Annotated in this window: 10 protein-coding genes, 2 tRNA genes and 6 rRNA genes; 14 read left to right on the top strand and 4 right to left on the bottom strand. The window is 38.7% G+C overall.

All coding sequences use genetic code 11. The features are described from left to right. Nucleotides 1-8: 8 nt before the first annotated feature. Complete coding sequence (locus ACWJKE_RS12620; protein ID WP_216304489.1) at nt 9-1,253, top strand: DUF1015 domain-containing protein; 1,245 nt, start codon at nt 9-11, stop codon at nt 1,251-1,253. A gap of 177 nt (nt 1,254-1,430) precedes the next feature. Here ACWJKE_RS12620 and ACWJKE_RS12615 read toward each other — a convergent pair whose 3' ends face one another. After that, a complete protein-coding gene (locus ACWJKE_RS12615) occupies nt 1,431-2,891 on the bottom strand; it encodes an IS1182 family transposase (protein WP_220287894.1) in 1,461 nt (486 codons plus the stop codon). Between the two features lie 275 nt (nt 2,892-3,166). Between ACWJKE_RS12615 and ACWJKE_RS12610 the strand changes: the two genes are divergently transcribed. After that, on the top strand, nt 3,167-3,994 hold the full coding sequence (locus ACWJKE_RS12610) for a tRNA threonylcarbamoyladenosine dehydratase (protein ID WP_216304491.1): 828 nt from the start codon (nt 3,167-3,169) through the stop codon (nt 3,992-3,994). A 137-nt stretch (nt 3,995-4,131) separates the two neighbouring features. Here ACWJKE_RS12610 and ACWJKE_RS12605 read toward each other — a convergent pair whose 3' ends face one another. Beyond that, nucleotides 4,132-5,325, bottom strand: a complete 1,194-nt coding sequence (locus ACWJKE_RS12605; protein WP_216304492.1) for a class I SAM-dependent methyltransferase — start codon at nt 5,323-5,325, stop codon at nt 4,132-4,134. 177 nt (nt 5,326-5,502) lie between these two features. Between ACWJKE_RS12605 and ACWJKE_RS12600 the strand changes: the two genes are divergently transcribed. The 5 genes from ACWJKE_RS12600 to ACWJKE_RS12580 all read left to right on the top strand — a co-directional run bounded on the left by ACWJKE_RS12600 (nt 5,503) and on the right by ACWJKE_RS12580 (nt 12,062). Then, nucleotides 5,503-6,444 carry a GNAT family N-acetyltransferase gene (locus ACWJKE_RS12600; protein WP_216304493.1) on the top strand — a complete coding sequence of 314 codons (942 nt, stop codon included), beginning with the start codon at nt 5,503-5,505 and terminating at the stop codon, nt 6,442-6,444. A 568-nt stretch (nt 6,445-7,012) separates the two neighbouring features. Then, nucleotides 7,013-8,530 (top strand): 16S ribosomal RNA (locus ACWJKE_RS12595). Between the two features lie 292 nt (nt 8,531-8,822). Beyond that, a 23S ribosomal RNA gene (locus ACWJKE_RS12590) occupies nt 8,823-11,748 on the top strand. 116 nt (nt 11,749-11,864) lie between these two features. After that, a 5S ribosomal RNA gene (gene rrf / locus ACWJKE_RS12585) occupies nt 11,865-11,981 on the top strand. The 16S, 23S and 5S rRNA genes sit together here with 1 tRNA gene alongside, the layout of an rRNA operon. Nucleotides 11,982-11,986: 5 nt before the next feature. Beyond that, nucleotides 11,987-12,062, top strand: a tRNA-Phe gene (locus ACWJKE_RS12580). 50 nt (nt 12,063-12,112) lie between these two features. Here the strand turns inward: ACWJKE_RS12580 and ACWJKE_RS12575 are convergent. Continuing rightward, nucleotides 12,113-12,787, bottom strand: a complete 675-nt coding sequence (locus tag ACWJKE_RS12575; protein ID WP_216304615.1) for a uracil-DNA glycosylase — start codon at nt 12,785-12,787, stop codon at nt 12,113-12,115. Nucleotides 12,788-12,997: 210 nt separating this feature from the next. Between ACWJKE_RS12575 and ACWJKE_RS12570 the strand changes: the two genes are divergently transcribed. The 7 genes from ACWJKE_RS12570 to ACWJKE_RS12540 all read left to right on the top strand — a co-directional run bounded on the left by ACWJKE_RS12570 (nt 12,998) and on the right by ACWJKE_RS12540 (nt 20,068). Continuing rightward, complete coding sequence (locus ACWJKE_RS12570) at nt 12,998-13,873, top strand: YitT family protein (RefSeq protein WP_165415008.1); 876 nt, start codon at nt 12,998-13,000, stop codon at nt 13,871-13,873. A gap of 247 nt (nt 13,874-14,120) precedes the next feature. Continuing rightward, nucleotides 14,121-14,339 carry a DUF3892 domain-containing protein gene (locus tag ACWJKE_RS12565; RefSeq protein ID WP_165415007.1) on the top strand — a complete coding sequence of 73 codons (219 nt, stop codon included), beginning with the start codon at nt 14,121-14,123 and terminating at the stop codon, nt 14,337-14,339. Between the two features lie 414 nt (nt 14,340-14,753). Then, complete coding sequence (locus ACWJKE_RS12560; protein ID WP_258280598.1) at nt 14,754-14,876, top strand: hypothetical protein; 123 nt, start codon at nt 14,754-14,756, stop codon at nt 14,874-14,876. A gap of 172 nt (nt 14,877-15,048) precedes the next feature. Next, nucleotides 15,049-16,566: ribosomal RNA gene (locus tag ACWJKE_RS12555) — 16S ribosomal RNA — on the top strand. A gap of 292 nt (nt 16,567-16,858) precedes the next feature. Beyond that, nucleotides 16,859-19,784: ribosomal RNA gene (locus ACWJKE_RS12550) — 23S ribosomal RNA — on the top strand. A gap of 85 nt (nt 19,785-19,869) precedes the next feature. After that, nucleotides 19,870-19,986: ribosomal RNA gene (rrf, locus tag ACWJKE_RS12545) — 5S ribosomal RNA — on the top strand. Nucleotides 19,987-19,992: 6 nt separating this feature from the next. After that, nucleotides 19,993-20,068 (top strand) — tRNA-Lys (locus ACWJKE_RS12540). A 31-nt stretch (nt 20,069-20,099) separates the two neighbouring features. On the opposite strand, the gene ACWJKE_RS12535 is transcribed toward ACWJKE_RS12540, so the two are convergent. Beyond that, a complete protein-coding gene (locus ACWJKE_RS12535; RefSeq protein WP_220287447.1) occupies nt 20,100-20,675 on the bottom strand; it encodes a response regulator in 576 nt (191 codons plus the stop codon). Between the last annotated feature and the right edge of the window lie 343 nt (nt 20,676-21,018).

Genomic DNA, 21,018 nt, shown 5'->3' with positions numbered 1-21,018 from the left:
GGATAATCATGGCAGTAGTAAAGTCATTTAAAGCATACAGACCGCAATTAGGTTTAGTAGAGAAAGTAGCAGCTCTCCCTTATGATGTTATGGATAGTGAAGAGGCTAGAGAAATGGTAAAAGGAAAACCTTATTCATTTCTACATGTCGATAAACCAGAAATAGATTTACCACAAGGTATAGATACGCACAGTGAGCAAGTTTATTTGAAAGCCAGAGAAAATCTTCAAAAAATGATTAGCGATAAAGTGTATATGCAAGATGAAAAACCTTGTATGTATATATATAGACAAATAATGAATGGAAGACCTCAAACTGGTATAGTTGCTTGTGCTTCAATTGATGATTATATAAATAATACAATTAAAAAACATGAGCTAACAAGATCGGATAAAGAGCTTGATAGATTTAATCATGTTGATTATACAAATTGTAATACTGGACCAATATTTTTAACATATAGACATAAAGATGAAATAGATAGTATAGTTAAAAATTGGACAGAAACAAAAACACCAGTATATGATTATAAATCAGAAGATGGAGTATCACAAATTATTTGGGTTATAGATGAGGAAGCAATTATAAATAAGCTATCAGCTGTATTTACGCAAACAGATTATTTATATATAGCTGACGGACATCATAGATCAGCTTCAGCTGTTAAAGTTGGACTAAAGAGAAGAAAAGATAACCCAGCATACACTGGTGATGAGGAATTTAATTTCTTCCTATCGGTTATATTCCCAGATAATGATTTATACGTAATGGATTATAATAGAGTTGTTTCAGATTTAAATGGAAATTCTTCAGAAGATTTTTTAAATAAAGTTACTGACAAATTTGATATAACTCCATATGAAGGTAAAGGCCAATTTAAACCAGAAGTGCAAAGAACATACGGAATGTTCTTAGAGGGAAAATGGTACAAACTGTCAGCAAAAGAAGGGACTTTTAATATGAGTGATCCAGTTGAAAGATTAGATGTATCAATACTTCAAAAGAATTTACTAGATCCGATTTTAGATATTGATGATCCAAGAACAAATTCAAGAATCGATTTCATAGGTGGAATAAGAGGGCTTGGGGAATTAGAAAGAAGGGTTAGAGAAGGAATGAAAGTTGCATTTTCTATGTGCCCTACAACTATGGATGATCTAATGGATATAGCAAATGCGGGGAAAGTAATGCCTCCTAAATCAACTTGGTTTGAACCTAAATTACAAAGTGGAATATTTGTCCACGAACTATAATCTAACATCATGATAAGAATAAAACTGTTGAAATGGAAAAAGACCACGCATATGCGGAGGCCGCTGAAAAAAGCACTCTTTATTTAGTAGAGTTTTCAAGCTTGAATAGAAAAAGCATGAGATGTCCATATTTTGGATATCTCATGCTTTTTATTTTATAATTAAGTTTTAAAAGCCCTATTTCATGCTTTTCAACTTAATTATTCTCTTTAGATTCACAGTGAAGATTGATAATGCACCTTGCATTTGCATGCTAATTAAGCCTGACGATATTGCTACATCATAGCTATGTTGGTGCTTAAGTTCACTGTTTTTAGCCTCTATCATATAACGTTCCCTAGCTCGTTTTTTAAAATATTCACTTTTTTCGAACTCTATTTGATCTTTGTGAGTATTTGACTTTATTGAAACTGAATAAGTTTTAGATTTAGCGCCTTCTTTATAACACCCATCTTTATGAACACAATTTTTACACTTTTCTACATTAAAATAGTAGGTTAGCACTTGATTTTTACCAACATTCTTCTTTCCCTGTTTTGCTTTTTTAATAGCCATATGACCTGCCGGACATACAAATAAACCAGCATCTTTATTAAACTCAAATTCATCTTCTTTTTTTCGCATTCCTTGTGAAATTACAGGATTTAGTCTTGAAATTAATGCAATTTTATTTTCTTTTGTATATTCTAGGTTTTTCTTTTCAGAATAAGCTGTATCTCCAATTACTTCATTTACATCTATACCAGCCTCACGGCTTTTTTCTATTAAGGTTATGAGCTCCTTTCCATCACTTTTTTCGCCAGTTGTAATAACAGCTGCTGTAATTAAACGTTCTTCACTCATAGCAAGGTGTGATTTATATCCAAAAAAAGAACTATCCTCAGTTTTATGCCCCACTTTTGCATCCTCATCTTTTGATATTTTTAGATTTTCTAAGTCATCATTAATAGCTTCCATTAAGTAGTTTAATTTAGTTTTCACAGCTGGATTTGCTGCAGTTTCTGGCTTCTCGTTTATGGTATCAATTAATAATTTGCAGTACTCAAGAATATCTTCAAGTACTCCAGTTGTAACTTTATTAGGTAACTCTTCTTTAATACCAGGATGTACTCCGTACAATGTTTTTCTTAAGTTTTTTGCACGTTTCAATAATTCCTCGCTTGCTGACTTTTGGTTATAACGTGACTTGGTATGCGTAGCATCAACTATTATTGCTTTACTTTTTAAAACTCCCTCTTTTATAGCAAGTTCTACAGTCTTGTTTATTAATAAATCCAATAAATTCATGTCTTTAAGGCGAAGCTTTCTAAATTTAGTTAGTGTACTTGAGTTTATTAAATTTGTTTCTTCTGGGGCTAAATTTAGAAAATATTTAAAGGACATGTCATAAAGAGTTCTTTCAACAACATCTTCATCAGACAATTCATATATTACTTTCAAAAGTAAATATTTAAATAGCATTATGGGGTTAATAGCACCTCTACCCATAGATGAACTATAGTTAATCATCAATTCGTCATAAACAAATGAAAAGTCAACAAGGTCATTAATTTGCTTTAAAATGTTATCTTTCGGAATAATTAACGAATATAAGCTATGGTATGTATTTATTTTTATTTCCAATTGTCCTTTTAGCATAATAGTTTAGCCCCTTTTATTTTATTCTACTATACTAATTCGACATATCTTTTAAAATTCCTTTTTGTTTTTTAGTCTTTTATATAAAAAAATCGCCATCTTTAATTAGATGACGATTTTTTTATATAGTTTTTCAGTGGCCTCCATATGCGTGGTCTTTTTAAATATATAGGGTATAATTAAATTATGAAATTGATTTGTTTTATTAATAAATTTTATAATATGAAAACATATAATACTTAAAATAAGATATATTTAAAAGGAGAGAGAAACATATGCCACAGCATTCATTGTCAAGAACAGAATTACTCATAGGTATGGACAGTTTAAATAAATTACGAGAAAGTAAAGTAGTAGTTTTTGGAATAGGTGGAGTTGGTAGTTATACAGTTGAAGCACTAGTAAGAGCAGGTGTTGGGAAATTGGTATTAATAGATGATGATACAATTTGTTTAACAAACTTAAATAGACAAATACATGCTACATTTAAAACTATAGGTAAAAGTAAGGTTTTAGTAATGAAGGATAGAATACTCGAAATAAATCCTAAATGTGAAGTTATCACTCATGAAACATTCGTAACTGCAGATAATATGGGAGATATAATTACTGAGGACACAGATTATGTAGTAGATGCTATCGATACAGTAGCTTCAAAAATATCATTAGTTGAACACTGCAGAAAACGTAATATCAATATTATATGCTGTTTAGGGACTGGAAATAAATTAGATCCAACGCTATTTAGAGTCGCAGATATTTATGATACAAAAGTATGTCCACTTGCAAGGGTTATAAGACAGGAGCTAAGAAAGAGAAATATTGATAGCTTAAAGGTTGTTTACTCAGAGGAAACCCCTATGAGGCCGAAGTTAGAGGAGGTTATAACATGCAAAGAAGGTTGTGTATGTACAGGAGGTTCAAAAAAGTGTGCTATAAAAAGACAAATTCCAGGTAGTATATCTTTCGTTCCTCCAGTAGCAGGAATGATACTTGGTGGAGAAGTTATTAAGGATTTAATTAAATCATCTCCTGCGGAGCTGAACAGCTTCGAAGAAGATGAACTAACGACTCCAGAAGGGGATTTATACTCCAACTTATAGAAGTGGGAGACTTTCCTTCTGAAATGTCGTTAAAAAGAAAAATTAATATTTAATGTTATTGGGATGAACAAAAATAAGAGTGAAAATTAATGCACTCTTATTTTTGTTGAAAATTATTTGTGTAAATATATTTACCATTAATTCAAAAACGAATACAACGCTGGATAAACATTTAAATTACTCATTAAAGATATATATTCATCCATAGCTGTATCATTTTCTTCACTTGTCTTTATGGCTCTTATCATTAGATTTTTAGGTGTTTCAAGAGGAGATATATATTCTACTACAGAAACATCATATCCTTTAGCTTCTAGCAGTAATGAACGCATTCCATCTGTTAAAATATCGGCCATTCTCGATTTAAATACACCCTGCTTTAGTATGTTTTTAAAGGGTTCATAAGAATATTGCTTTAAAAATTCTCGATGGCAGCATGGAACTGCGATGATTATATTAGAGTTTACTCTGATACCTAGAGCTAATGCCATATCTGTAGCAGTGTCACAAGCGTGTAATGATAATACTACATGTATAGTTTTATCAGGTTCATAATCTTTAATATCAATAGCATGGAACTCCATATTCCTGTAATTTAAGTTTTTGGCCATGTTTTTAGATGAGTCTATTATAGATTTAGAGTAATCTAGCCCAATAAAATGGCATTTTTTCTTTTTAACTTCAGTTAAATAATAGTTTAGTACAAATGATAAATAGGATTTTCCACAACCACAATCTAATATATTTATAACTTGATGTTGTGGGAGCTTATCTAAAATTCCTTCTAAGAGTTCTACATAGTGATCAATTTGATTATATTTTCTTATTTTATCATTTTTAATTTTACCATCTTTACTCATTATGCCTATTTCTTTTAACAAAGCATCTGCACTACCAATCTTTATATAGTAATCTCTATTCAAAAGAGTGGAGGTAGTTCTACTAATATGAGTAGAGGGTAATTTAGAAGAAATAGTATTTAAGTCTTCATCCTCTACGAAATCCACATTTAAGCTCTTCATAGTTACATTTTTATTATCTGCAGAGATTAAAATTGAAGAACCTCTTTCACTATAAACTAGAGATGAGCATTCATAGCTTTCGGCTTCTTTAGTTATGTTAGAAAATAATTGATTTATACTCAAAGTTTCTGTTTTTCCATTAAAATTATATTTAATATTTCCATTATCATAAATACCTGTTCCTTTAAACTCTTTTAGACCTGTTATATAGGTAGTATCAATTTGTTTAAATATTGAACAGTTTTCAGAAAATCTATTTTCTAGGCCCATTAGAAAAAGTTTTAATTTATTAATATTTTGCTTATTCATTGTGCTCAAACCTTTCTTCTATAATTATTTTTCAACTATGCTACAAGTATAACAAAAAATTAAAAGCTATTGAAGAAAAATATAATATTATAATTGGTTATGTTATAATAAATGGTATGAAGAAAAGCAACTATTAAACTTTAATTAATGATTTTAGTGTAGATAAAGGGGCTTAAGATGAACAAAGGTAAGTACGTAAATTTAGAAGCTTTAAAAGGTAATGATAGAGAGTATATAATAAAGGATAGTAATTATATTATACTAGGAAGAATATTTATAGTTGAATTAGATAAAAAAAATAAGTTTTGTCAGTTTAGATTGAAATTTCATAACCACAATAATGGGGGTTATGAGTATTTAAAAGATACGTTAAATCTTATGCTGGGTATTTTGTTTAAAAATATGGGATTAAACAAAGTAAATGTTATGGTTCATGAAAGTATAAATATTAGTGCTTTTATTGATTTAGGATTTCAGTTAGAAGGTATTATCACAGATAGTGTAGTAAATAAATCTGAATATCAATCAGAAATGATGTTTGGTATAAATGAGTTTGGACTTAAAAAAAATTCAATAAAAAGAGAACTTACAATTAAGGGAATGAATATTAAGATTCATGCATTAATTCCAAGCGATGCGGAAGAAGTGTTAGAGTTTCATTTAAGAAACAGAAAATTTCTAAGGCCTTTTGAACCGTCTAGAGATGAGACGTTTTATACTTTAGAGAGCCAAAAACGTACTTTAGTAGAGAGCTATAAACAATTTTTGAATGGTAATGTTGTGAATTTTGGGATATACAAGAATAACAAACTTATTGGCAAAATAAAGATATCGAATATAGTGATGGGCAGTTTTAAAAATGCGTTTATAGGTTATTCTATGGATGAAAAGGAACAAAGTAAGGGATATATGAAAGAATCAGTTAAACTTGTAATGAAATATGCTTTTGAAGAATTAGAGCTTCATAGAATAGAAGCAACTACTTTAATAGATAATGAAAAGTCACAAAGAGTTTTAAGTAGTTGTGGGTTTAAAGAACTTGGTATAAGTGAAAAACATTTATACATAAATGGTGAATGGAGAGATCAAATGGTTTTTTATAAGGTTAAAAACAGTTAACTAATCTAATATGATTGAAATTTTATTTATAACTAGAATGGCTATTGGAATAGATATTTTTATGAATTTAAGCGTTTAGGATGAGTTTACAAGTATATGATATGTATACTAATCCTAGTGTATCAATATGAGAAAAACGTAGAATAAGTAAGAAAATAAGATTATTGTGCACTTATATTAAGATAAGTAATACGCATCATAAAACAGATAAAAATAATTATGATAAGATATTACATGTTGCTACAGTTTAGCTGCGAGAAAGTAATCATTACAACAGAGAATTTAAATTAAAAGATTAAAAAACTGTTGACAGATGATTAAATAACTGGTAGAGTAGTAGAGGTCGTCACATGATGACAAAGTAAATTGGTCTTTGAAAATTAAACAGAGAAATAGGTAAAGATAGCGAAATAATATTTCGTTAAACCAGTTAATTACTTTAGTATAAAGTAAAATTTAGTCGTAAGACTAAAAGTATGTAATGAGCTTGCGAATCAACTTAATTGTTGATTAAACGACTTAACAGTTGTCGCAGATTAATCATTTCAACTAAAAAAGTGTAAACTTTTAAATTGAGAGTTTGATCCTGGCTCAGGACGAACGCTGGCGGCGTGCCTAACACATGCAAGTCGAGCGATGAAACCTTTCGGGGTGGATTAGCGGCGGACGGGTGAGTAACACGTGGGTAACCTGCCTCAAAGAGGGGAATAGCCTCCCGAAAGGGAGATTAATACCGCATAATATGTTTTGGTCGCATGATCGAAACATCAAAGGATTTTTCTTCGGAAAATTCCACTTTGAGATGGACCCGCGGCGCATTAGCTAGTTGGTGAGGTAACGGCTCACCAAGGCGACGATGCGTAGCCGACCTGAGAGGGTGATCGGCCACATTGGAACTGAGACACGGTCCAGACTCCTACGGGAGGCAGCAGTGGGGAATATTGCGCAATGGGGGAAACCCTGACGCAGCAACGCCGCGTGAATGATGAAGGCCTTCGGGTTGTAAAGTTCTGTCTTCTGGGACGATAATGACGGTACCAGAGGAGGAAGCCACGGCTAACTACGTGCCAGCAGCCGCGGTAATACGTAGGTGGCAAGCGTTGTCCGGATTTACTGGGCGTAAAGGATGCGTAGGCGGACATTTAAGTCAGATGTGAAATACCCGAGCTTAACTTGGGTGCTGCATTTGAAACTGGGTGTCTAGAGTGCAGGAGAGGTAAGTGGAATTCCTAGTGTAGCGGTGAAATGCGTAGAGATTAGGAAGAACACCAGTGGCGAAGGCGACTTACTGGACTGTAACTGACGCTGAGGCATGAAAGCGTGGGGAGCAAACAGGATTAGATACCCTGGTAGTCCACGCCGTAAACGATGAATACTAGGTGTCGGGGGTCGAACCTCGGTGCCGCCGTTAACACATTAAGTATTCCGCCTGGGGAGTACGATCGCAAGATTAAAACTCAAAGGAATTGACGGGGGCCCGCACAAGCAGCGGAGCATGTGGTTTAATTCGAAGCAACGCGAAGAACCTTACCTAGACTTGACATCCCCTGCATAACCCAGAGATGGGCGAAGTCCTTCGGGACAGGGTGACAGGTGGTGCATGGTTGTCGTCAGCTCGTGTCGTGAGATGTTGGGTTAAGTCCCGCAACGAGCGCAACCCTTATCATTAGTTGCTACCATTAAGTTGAGCACTCTAGTGAGACTGCCCGGGTTAACCGGGAGGAAGGTGGGGATGACGTCAAATCATCATGCCCCTTATGTCTAGGGCTACACACGTGCTACAATGGTGAGTACAAAGAGATGCAAGACCGCAAGGTGGAGCCAAACTCAAAAACTCATCCCAGTTCGGATTGTAGGCTGCAACTCGCCTACATGAAGCCGGAGTTGCTAGTAATCGCGAATCAGCATGTCGCGGTGAATACGTTCCCGGGCCTTGTACACACCGCCCGTCACACCATGAGAGTTGGTAACACCCGAAGTCCGTGAGGTAACCGTAAGGAGCCAGCGGCCGAAGGTGGGATTGATGATTGGGGTGAAGTCGTAACAAGGTAGCCGTAGGAGAACCTGCGGCTGGATCACCTCCTTTCTAGGGAGTAGATGTATTGACTTCGGTCGATGCAATAGAAGAATATTAATTTATTCTTCAAAAATATCTATTGTAATTAATCGTACCTAGTTCTCTGTTTAATTTTGAGAGACTAATTTTATCTAACTCTTAGGAGTTAGATAATGAATAGTTTTTCTTAAAATGTTCTTTGAAAATTGCACAGTGAAAAAAGTTGTTTTAAAAAAATTAAAACTACGCAAGTAGTTTATAAATTAATTTAATACAATTTCGCAAAATTAATATAACCGTCTATGTAAATAGACAGAATCAAGGTCAAGCTACAAAGGGCGCATGGCGAATGCCTTGGCACTAGGAGCCGAAGAAGGACGCGTTAAGCTGCGATAAGCTTTGGGTAGGCGCAAATAGCCTGTGATCCAAAGATTTCCGAATGGGGGAACCCACATAGTAACAACTATGTACTGCATACTGAATAAATAGGTATGCAGAGGTAGACCCGGGGAACTGAAACATCTAAGTACCCGGAGGAAGAGAAAGAAACATCGATTTCCTAAGTAGCGGCGAGCGAAAGGGAAAGAGCCCAAACCCAGGTCTTTGATCTGGGGGTTGAGGATAGATCATAAATACTGCAATTCCTTAATTGAAGATAGCTGGAAAGCTGCTCCGCAGAAGGTAATAGGCCTGTAAATGAAAAGGAAAAACAGTCAGATCTAATCCAGAGTACCACGAGACACGTGAAACCTTGTGGGAAGCTGGGAGGACCACCTCCCAAGGCTAAATACTACCTAGTGACCGATAGTGAAGAAGTACCGTGAGGGAAAGGTGAAAAGAACCCCGGAAGGGGAGTGAAATAGAACCTGAAACCGTGTGCCTACAACCGGTCGAAGCACTTTATATGTGTGACGGCGTGCTTTTTGTAGAACGAGCCAACGAGTTACGATATGTAGCAAGGTTAAGTACTTAAGGTACGGAGCCGAAGGGAAACCAAGTCTGAATAGGGCGCATAGTTGCATGTCGTAGACCCGAAACCGGGTGACCTATCCATGGCCAGGATGAAGCGGAAGTAAAATTCCGTGGAGGTCCGAACCACGTTGGTGTTGAAAAACCATGGGATGAGCTGTGGATAGCGGAGAAATTCCAATCGAACTCGGAGATAGCTGGTTCTCCTCGAAATAGCTTTAGGGCTAGCGTCGATTAATTGAGTAATGGAGGTAGAGCACTGAATGGGCTAGGGGCTGACAACAGTTACTGAACCCTATCAAACTCCGAATGCCATATACTTTTATTTCGGCAGTCAGACTGCGAATGATAAGATCCGTAGTCAAAAGGGAAACAGCCCAGACCATCAGCTAAGGTCCCAAAGTGTAAGTTAAGTGGAAAAGGATGTGGGATTTCTAAGACAACTAGGATGTTGGCTCAGAAGCAGCCACTCATTTAAAGAGTGCGTAATAGCTCACTAGTCAAGAGATCCTGCGCCGAAGATGTCCGGGGCTAAAACTTACCACCGAAGCTATGGGTGTACACAATTGTGTACGCGGTAGAGGAGCTTTCTGTACTGGCTGAAGTCATACCGTAAGGAGTGGTGGACGGTACAGAAGTGAGAATGTTGGCATGAGTAGCGAGAGTTAAGTGAGAATCTTAACGGTCGAAAACCTAAGGTTTCCTGAGGAAGGCTCGTCCTCTCAGGGTTAGTCGGGACCTAAGCCGAGGCCGAAAGGCGTAGGTGATGGACAATCGGTTGATATTCCGATACCACCAATGGACGTTATTAGAAATGGGATGACGCAGGAGGATAAGATGTGCACACTATTGGATGTGTGTCTAAGCATTTAGGCGGAGCAAGCAGGCAAATCCGTTTGCTCTTAACGCTGAGATGTGATGGGGAAGGGAATTTATTCCCGAAGTATCTGATTCCACGCTGCCAAGAAAAGTCTCTATCGAGGATATTGGTGCCCGTACCGCAAACCGACACAGGTAGGTGAGGAGAGAATCCTAAGACCATCGGAAGAATTGTTGTTAAGGAACTCGGCAAATTGACCCCGTAACTTCGGGAGAAGGGGTGCCTACGTAAGTAGGTCGCAGAGAATAGGCCCAAGCAACTGTTTAGCAAAAACACAGGTCTCTGCTAAAGCGAAAGCTGATGTATAGGGGCTGACGCCTGCCCGGTGCTGGAAGGTTAAGGGGATTACTTAGCGCAAGCGAAGGTATGAACTTAAGCCCCAGTAAACGGCGGCCGTAACTATAACGGTCCTAAGGTAGCGAAATTCCTTGTCGGGTAAGTTCCGACCCGCACGAATGGCGTAATGATTTGGGCACTGTCTCAACAACACATCCGGCGAAATTGTAGTGCAAGTGAAGATGCTTGCTACCCGCGATTGGACGGAAAGACCCCGTAGAGCTTTACTGTAGCTTAGCATTGAATTTCGGTATTGTCTGTACAGGATAGGTGGGAGACTGAGAAACATGGGCGTCAGCCTGTGTGGAGTCATCCTTGGGATACCACCCTGACAGTACTGAGGTTCTAACTGGAGGCCATGAATCTGGTCACAGGACATTGTTAGGTGGGCAGTTTGACTGGGGCGGTCGCCTCCAAAAAAGTAACGGAGGCGCCCAAAGGTTCCCTCAGCGCGGTTGGAAATCGCGCGAAGAGTGCAAAGGCAGAAGGGAGCCTGACTGCGACACTTACAAGTGGAGCAGGGACGAAAGTCGGGCTTAGTGATCCGGTGGTACCTCGTGGGAGGGCCATCGCTCAACGGATAAAAGCTACCTCGGGGATAACAGGCTGATCTCCCCCAAGAGTCCACATCGACGGGGAGGTTTGGCACCTCGATGTCGGCTCGTCGCATCCTGGGGCTGAAGTAGGTCCCAAGGGTTGGGCTGTTCGCCCATTAAAGCGGCACGCGAGCTGGGTTCAGAACGTCGTGAGACAGTTCGGTCCCTATCCGTCGCGGGCGTAGGAAATTTGAAGGGAGCTGTCCTTAGTACGAGAGGACCGGGATGGACAAACCTCTGGTGCACCAGTTGTCACGCCAGTGGCATCGCTGGGTAGCTATGTTTGGAAGGGATAAACGCTGAAAGCATCTAAGCGTGAAGCCCACCCTGAGATGAGATTTCCCATAACTCGCACGTAAGTGCGATGTTAGTAAGACTCCTGGAAGACCACCAGGTTGATAGGTTAGAGGTGTAAGCATGGTAACATGTTCAGCTGACTAATACTAATAAGTCGAGGGCTTGACCTAAATATATAATTAAAAGTAATGCGATATACTTCTTTCGTAAGAAAGAAGCGAGGCTTTGAGCGTGAGCGAAAAGACTAATTCACTGTGCAATTTTCAGAGAATATTTATATTCTCAATCTGGTGATTATGGCATGAAGGTAACACCCGTTCCCATACCGAACACGAAGGTTAAGCTTCAATGCGCCGATGGTACTGCAGGGGTGACCTTGTGGAAGAGTAGGTTGTCGCCAGGTAATGTGGCTGGATAGCTCAGTCGGTAGAGCAGAGGACTGAAAATCCTCGTGTCCCTGGTTCGATTCCTGGTCTAGCCACCAAAAACGTCTTAGATAATTCTAAGACGTTTTTTTTAGTTGGAGTGATATATTTATAAATTTTCAATTTGCCAATCGATGTTTTTTTCGCCTACCGAAGTTAAAAAATTATTAGCATCAGAAAAAGGTTTACTATTAAAAAAACCTCTATATGCGGATAATGGGCTTGGGTGAACAGACTTTATTATGTAGTGTATTGGATTTGTTACAAGAGATTGTTTTGTCTGAGCATTGTTCCCCCATAAAATAAAAACTATAGGCTCTGTTTTCTCGTTTAATAAAGCAATGATTTTGTCCGTAAAATGTTCCCAACCTTTATTTTTATGTGAATTAGCCTCTCCGGATCTAACAGTAAGAACGGTATTTAAGAGCAGAACACCCTGATCAGCCCATTTCTTTAAATAACCGTGATTAGGAATATAACAGCCTACATCATTATTTAATTCCTTATATATATTTAATAAAGAAGGGGGAATGGGTACATTTGTTTTTACAGAAAAACTTAAACCGTGAGCTTGGCTAGGTCCATGGTAAGGATCTTGACCAAGTATAACAATTTTTACATCATTATATGCCGTATATTTAAGTGAATTAAATATATCCTGCATTTCAGGATATATTTGCGCCTTTTCATATTCTTCTTTTAAAAAATATCTTAATTTTAAATAATAATCTTTATTAGATTCTTCTAATAAGAGCTCGTTCCAATCATTTACTAAATTATTCATAAAATCACCTCAATTAAGTGTAACATAAATGCATTTATTTTCATAAAATAAGTTGTTATTTTCATTGTATAAATTATAAAAATATAGGATGGTACTTCTGCTTGTTTTAAGTGTTAAATGGTATATAATAATAGAAGAAGATACAAAAATATATGGTACAAACCAATTAATAGCTGTTTTGTATTTCAGAGAAAGACAAGGAGATAGTTTATGAAAAAGGTATCTAGCACTGATTTTAAAGATTTATTTAAGAAAATAGTTCTTATTATTTTAGGCACTTTTATTTTAGCGGTTGCAATAAATTTATTTATAATTCCAAATAAGCTTCTTAGTGGAGGGCTTTCAGGAATAGGGCTAATGTTACAGTATATTTTCAATCTTCCAATGGGTATTACATTATTGATATTTAATATTCCACTTCTTATATTAAGTATATTAAAAATAAATAAGAAATTCACTGCATTTACGATATTGGGGACCATTTCGCTATCGGTTTGTTTAATGCTTACCTCATCTTTAAATAATGTTCTTGCTCCTGTTGAAGAGTCTTATAGACTTCTTTACTGTATATATGGCGGGATACTTTCAGGTATAGGGACTGGAATTGTTTTTTCTAATGAAGGATCTACAGGTGGTATGGATATTTTAGCTATATATGCTAAAAAGAAATATGATATAGAAATAGGTATAATGAGCTTTACAATAAATTTCTTAATTGTAGCTGTTGGATCTGTATTATTTAATTTTAAAGTTGGATTATATACTCTGATTTCTATGTATATTACGGTGGCTGTTATGGAAAAAGTTATGAATGGATTAAACCGACGAAAAATGCTTTTAATAGTATCAGAAAAAGAAAAAGAAGTAAGTGATGCGATAATGAGTAATTTTAATAGAGGAGTAACTATTTTATATGGAGAAGGCGCATATACTAAACATAGAAAAAATATAGTGTATTGTGTTGTTTCATTGGGTCAACTACCACAAATTAAGAGAGTAATAAAAGTTATAGACCAAGAAGCTTTTATTTCTATAATTGATATAGCTGAGGTTGAAGGTAATGGATTTAAAAGCCCTATAGGTTAATATTGCAGCTCCGTAGGAGATGATTTAATATAATGAAAGCATGTAATTAGTTACATGCTTTCATTATATTAAAAGGATAGTTAGTAAATATTAATTTATATGATTTGTAATAGTTTAGTAATAAAACAATGGTAAAAAGGGAAATACTAAATATGTGATGTAAAAGCTAACATAAAAAACAATATAGTATTAAAAAAATTTAGATGTTGAATTCTACTTATATTAATTAACGAGGAGATGTATTTTTATGAAGATAGTTAAGGTAAGAAAAAATGCAGACGGAGATATCACAAATGTATTAACTAGTACAGGTGAAGAATTGGATGTGAGTAAGGTTGTAGCGTTAGCAAAGAGGGGAACAGTAGAATCGGTGATTGTTGGTAAAAATAGAAATGGGAATGATGTTATAAGGTCATCACCCAATAGTATCACAGAAGACAACTTAGATAATCTTCCGAATTTTTAATGACATTTTAGAAGGAACGTCCCCCTCTTGTATAAGAGGGGGTTACGGACTATAATAAAGAAAAAACTTCAGTGGCAGTATAAATTTTCTTCTGAAGTCGTCGATGCATCTTCTGCGAAGCAGTTGCAGCACCGCAGGTGATTATTTAATATAATAGTTGCAAGTCCTCTTTATTGAGTTTTTTCTTAATGTAGAGGGCTTACACTTTATTTATAACTAAGTATAATGTGATGAAGCTGGTATATTATTTGGTGTATAAAGGTATACTATTCCTAGTGTGTCAGTACAAAAGAAACTTAACATACAATAGCATTATAAAGAATACTGTATATAATTGTCGTATGAAAGAAAAAAATGAAATATTATGTTTTTGAAAGATGATATTATATTAATTGTCGCTGCGGTTCAATAGTGATGAAGCAAGAAAGATTAAGAAGAATAACAGTTAAAAGAATTAAAAAAACTGTTGACAACTTAAGATATAACAGATATAATAGTAGCAGTCATCACATGATGACAAAGCAAATTGGTCTTTGAAAATTAAACAGAGAAATAGGTAAAGATAGCGAAATAATATTTCGTTAAACCAGTTAATTACTTTAGTATAAAGTAAAATTTAGTCGTAAGACTAAAAAGTATGTAATGAGCTTGCGTAACAACTTAACAGTTGTCGCAGATTAATCATTTCAACTAAAAAAGTGTAAACTTTTAAATTGAGAGTTTGATCCTGGCTCAGGACGAACGCTGGCGGCGTGCCTAACACATGCAAGTCGAGCGATGAAACCTTTCGGGGTGGATTAGCGGCGGACGGGTGAGTAACACGTGGGTAACCTGCCTCAAAGAGGGGAATAGCCTCCCGAAAGGGAGATTAATACCGCATAATATGTTTTGGTCGCATGATCGAAACATCAAAGGATTTTTCTTCGGAAAATTCCACTTTGAGATGGACCCGCGGCGCATTAGCTAGTTGGTGAGGTAACGGCTCACCAAGGCGACGATGCGTAGCCGACCTGAGAGGGTGATCGGCCACATTGGAACTGAGACACGGTCCAGACTCCTACGGGAGGCAGCAGTGGGGAATATTGCGCAATGGGGGAAACCCTGACGCAGCAACGCCGCGTGAATGATGAAGGCCTTCGGGTTGTAAAGTTCTGTCTTCTGGGACGATAATGACGGTACCAGAGGAGGAAGCCACGGCTAACTACGTGCCAGCAGCCGCGGTAATACGTAGGTGGCAAGCGTTGTCCGGATTTACTGGGCGTAAAGGATGCGTAGGCGGACATTTAAGTCAGATGTGAAATACCCGAGCTTAACTTGGGTGCTGCATTTGAAACTGGGTGTCTAGAGTGCAGGAGAGGTAAGTGGAATTCCTAGTGTAGCGGTGAAATGCGTAGAGATTAGGAAGAACACCAGTGGCGAAGGCGACTTACTGGACTGTAACTGACGCTGAGGCATGAAAGCGTGGGGAGCAAACAGGATTAGATACCCTGGTAGTCCACGCCGTAAACGATGAATACTAGGTGTCGGGGGTCGAACCTCGGTGCCGCCGTTAACACATTAAGTATTCCGCCTGGGGAGTACGATCGCAAGATTAAAACTCAAAGGAATTGACGGGGGCCCGCACAAGCAGCGGAGCATGTGGTTTAATTCGAAGCAACGCGAAGAACCTTACCTAGACTTGACATCCCCTGCATAACCCAGAGATGGGCGAAGTCCTTCGGGACAGGGTGACAGGTGGTGCATGGTTGTCGTCAGCTCGTGTCGTGAGATGTTGGGTTAAGTCCCGCAACGAGCGCAACCCTTATCATTAGTTGCTACCATTAAGTTGAGCACTCTAGTGAGACTGCCCGGGTTAACCGGGAGGAAGGTGGGGATGACGTCAAATCATCATGCCCCTTATGTCTAGGGCTACACACGTGCTACAATGGTGAGTACAAAGAGATGCAAGACCGCAAGGTGGAGCCAAACTCAAAAACTCATCCCAGTTCGGATTGTAGGCTGCAACTCGCCTACATGAAGCCGGAGTTGCTAGTAATCGCGAATCAGCATGTCGCGGTGAATACGTTCCCGGGCCTTGTACACACCGCCCGTCACACCATGAGAGTTGGTAACACCCGAAGTCCGTGAGGTAACCGTAAGGAGCCAGCGGCCGAAGGTGGGATTGATGATTGGGGTGAAGTCGTAACAAGGTAGCCGTAGGAGAACCTGCGGCTGGATCACCTCCTTTCTAGGGAGTAGATGTATTGACTTCGGTCGATGCAATAGAAGAATATTAATTTGTTCTTCAAAAATATCTATTGTAATTAATCGTACCTAGTTCTCTGTTTAATTTTGAGAGACTAATTTTATCTAACTCTTAGGAGTTAGATAATGAATAGTTTTTCTTAAAATGTTCTTTGAAAATTGCACAGTGAAAAAAGTTGTTTTAAAAAAATTAAAACTACGCAAGTAGTTTATAAATTAATTTAATACAATTTCGCAAAATTAATATAACCGTCTATGTAAATAGACAGAATCAAGGTCAAGCTACAAAGGGCGCATGGCGAATGCCTTGGCACTAGGAGCCGAAGAAGGACGCGTTAAGCTGCGATAAGCTTTGGGTAGGCGCAAATAGCCTGTGATCCAAAGATTTCCGAATGGGGGAACCCACATAGTAACAACTATGTACTGCATACTGAATAAATAGGTATGCAGAGGTAGACCCGGGGAACTGAAACATCTAAGTACCCGGAGGAAGAGAAAGAAACATCGATTTCCTAAGTAGCGGCGAGCGAAAGGGAAAGAGCCCAAACCCAGGTCTTTGATCTGGGGGTTGAGGATAGATCATAAATACTGCAATTCCTTAATTGAAGATAGCTGGAAAGCTGCTCCGCAGAAGGTAATAGGCCTGTAAATGAAAAGGAAAAACAGTCAGATCTAATCCAGAGTACCACGAGACACGTGAAACCTTGTGGGAAGCTGGGAGGACCACCTCCCAAGGCTAAATACTACCTAGTGACCGATAGTGAAGAAGTACCGTGAGGGAAAGGTGAAAAGAACCCCGGAAGGGGAGTGAAATAGAACCTGAAACCGTGTGCCTACAACCGGTCGAAGCACTTTATATGTGTGACGGCGTGCTTTTTGTAGAACGAGCCAACGAGTTACGATATGTAGCAAGGTTAAGTACTTAAGGTACGGAGCCGAAGGGAAACCAAGTCTGAATAGGGCGCATAGTTGCATGTCGTAGACCCGAAACCGGGTGACCTATCCATGGCCAGGATGAAGCGGAAGTAAAATTCCGTGGAGGTCCGAACCACGTTGGTGTTGAAAAACCATGGGATGAGCTGTGGATAGCGGAGAAATTCCAATCGAACTCGGAGATAGCTGGTTCTCCTCGAAATAGCTTTAGGGCTAGCGTCGATTAATTGAGTAATGGAGGTAGAGCACTGAATGGGCTAGGGGCTGACAACAGTTACTGAACCCTATCAAACTCCGAATGCCATATACTTTTATTTCGGCAGTCAGACTGCGAATGATAAGATCCGTAGTCAAAAGGGAAACAGCCCAGACCATCAGCTAAGGTCCCAAAGTGTAAGTTAAGTGGAAAAGGATGTGGGATTTCTAAGACAACTAGGATGTTGGCTCAGAAGCAGCCACTCATTTAAAGAGTGCGTAATAGCTCACTAGTCAAGAGATCCTGCGCCGAAGATGTCCGGGGCTAAAACTTACCACCGAAGCTATGGGTGTACACAATTGTGTACGCGGTAGAGGAGCTTTCTGTACTGGCTGAAGTCATACCGTAAGGAGTGGTGGACGGTACAGAAGTGAGAATGTTGGCATGAGTAGCGAGAGTTAAGTGAGAATCTTAACGGTCGAAAACCTAAGGTTTCCTGAGGAAGGCTCGTCCTCTCAGGGTTAGTCGGGACCTAAGCCGAGGCCGAAAGGCGTAGGTGATGGACAATCGGTTGATATTCCGATACCACCAATGGACGTTATTAGAAATGGGATGACGCAGGAGGATAAGATGTGCACACTATTGGATGTGTGTCTAAGCATTTAGGCGGAGCAAGCAGGCAAATCCGTTTGCTCTTAACGCTGAGATGTGATGGGGAAGGGAATTTATTCCCGAAGTATCTGATTCCACGCTGCCAAGAAAAGTCTCTATCGAGGATATTGGTGCCCGTACCGCAAACCGACACAGGTAGGTGAGGAGAGAATCCTAAGACCATCGGAAGAATTGTTGTTAAGGAACTCGGCAAATTGACCCCGTAACTTCGGGAGAAGGGGTGCCTACGTAAGTAGGTCGCAGAGAATAGGCCCAAGCAACTGTTTAGCAAAAACACAGGTCTCTGCTAAAGCGAAAGCTGATGTATAGGGGCTGACGCCTGCCCGGTGCTGGAAGGTTAAGGGGATTACTTAGCGCAAGCGAAGGTATGAACTTAAGCCCCAGTAAACGGCGGCCGTAACTATAACGGTCCTAAGGTAGCGAAATTCCTTGTCGGGTAAGTTCCGACCCGCACGAATGGCGTAATGATTTGGGCACTGTCTCAACAACACATCCGGCGAAATTGTAGTGCAAGTGAAGATGCTTGCTACCCGCGATTGGACGGAAAGACCCCGTAGAGCTTTACTGTAGCTTAGCATTGAATTTCGGTATTGTCTGTACAGGATAGGTGGGAGACTGAGAAACATGGGCGTCAGCCTGTGTGGAGTCATCCTTGGGATACCACCCTGACAGTACTGAGGTTCTAACTGGAGGCCATGAATCTGGTCACAGGACATTGTTAGGTGGGCAGTTTGACTGGGGCGGTCGCCTCCAAAAAAGTAACGGAGGCGCCCAAAGGTTCCCTCAGCGCGGTTGGAAATCGCGCGAAGAGTGCAAAGGCAGAAGGGAGCCTGACTGCGACACTTACAAGTGGAGCAGGGACGAAAGTCGGGCTTAGTGATCCGGTGGTACCTCGTGGGAGGGCCATCGCTCAACGGATAAAAGCTACCTCGGGGATAACAGGCTGATCTCCCCCAAGAGTCCACATCGACGGGGAGGTTTGGCACCTCGATGTCGGCTCGTCGCATCCTGGGGCTGAAGTAGGTCCCAAGGGTTGGGCTGTTCGCCCATTAAAGCGGCACGCGAGCTGGGTTCAGAACGTCGTGAGACAGTTCGGTCCCTATCCGTCGCGGGCGTAGGAAATTTGAAGGGAGCTGTCCTTAGTACGAGAGGACCGGGATGGACAAACCTCTGGTGCACCAGTTGTCACGCCAGTGGCATCGCTGGGTAGCTATGTTTGGAAGGGATAAACGCTGAAAGCATCTAAGCGTGAAGCCCACCCTGAGATGAGATTTCCCATAACTCGCACGTAAGTGCGGTGTTAGTAAGACTCCTGGAAGACCACCAGGTTGATAGGTTAGAGGTGTAAGCATGGTAACATGTTCAGCTGACTAATACTAATAAGTCGAGGGCTTGACCTAAATAATTAGAAATAACGCGAAGCTTCGGACGTAAGGAAGAAGACTAATTCACTGTGCAATTTTCAGAGAATATTTATATTCTCAATCTGGTGATTATGGCATGAAGGTAACACCCGTTCCCATACCGAACACGAAGGTTAAGCTTCAATGCGCCGATGGTACTGCAGGGGTGACCTTGTGGAAGAGTAGGTTGTCGCCAGGTAAACATGGTTTACTAGCTCAGTTGGTAGAGCACATGACTTTTAATCATGGTGTCCGGGGTTCGATTCCCCGGTAAGCCACCAAAAAAGTACTTCTTTATGAAGTGCTTTTTTTTTATTTCCATTGTTCCGACATATTATGAAATATTTTCGATTTTTTTAATTCTCCTTGTCTACTATATACTATAGACATTAATTCATAAATCTCCGGAATACTTGGATCGGTGGATAAAACCACTTTTAAAGTATCTAATGCTTTTTCTAAGTTATTTTCATTTATTAAATATTTTATAGTAATTATTTGGTGTTCAATATTTTTATCATAGGTATCATCTTTTGTAGTCAATTCAGCAAGAATAGTTTTAATCTTATCTGTAGTAAAAGGCTTCTGTAAATAAGTAATTGCCCCAAGTTTAGTACAATCCACTGCATTTTTAACTGTGGCAAAAGCTGTCATAATTACTACTGGAGCGGTTATTCCTTTAGTTCTAATTCGTTTTAGAACTTCTGTGCCACTTATTTCGGGCATTTTAATATCTAAAAATATTAAATCTACGGGCACAGTATCAATTAATGATAAAGCTTCATGGCCATTAGTAGCCATCAAAACTTCAAAATTGTTTAGTTTAAGGTAAATGCCTAGCAACGTACGAATATTTTTTGTATCATCTACAACTAAAGCTCTTTTCATAGCAGTCCTTCTTTCCCAAGTGAAAAATTGTATTATTAAATCATCTCCTGCGGAGCTGAAACATTAACGACTTCAGAAGGAGATTTATACTCCCGCTGAAGTTTTCTATTTGTTAGAGTATGTAACTCCCACTTATAGAAGTGGGAGACTTTCCTTCTGAAATGTCGTTAAACATATAGAGCTATAATTTTAACACTTAATGGTGTAGAATTATAGCTTAATTTTAGTTGAGTAAGGATTTTAAATAAAATAATAATCCTGATAATATTCTCATCTGTATTTTTAAGTTTATATATTACTTTTATTAATTATAATCAACTACAAGTGAATACTTTAACATGTA

The sequence above is a fragment of the Clostridium sp. CM036 genome, assembly GCF_055081135.1.
Note: the sequence above shows the minus strand (reverse complement) of the source record. Positions and strands in the feature narration are given on the sequence as shown.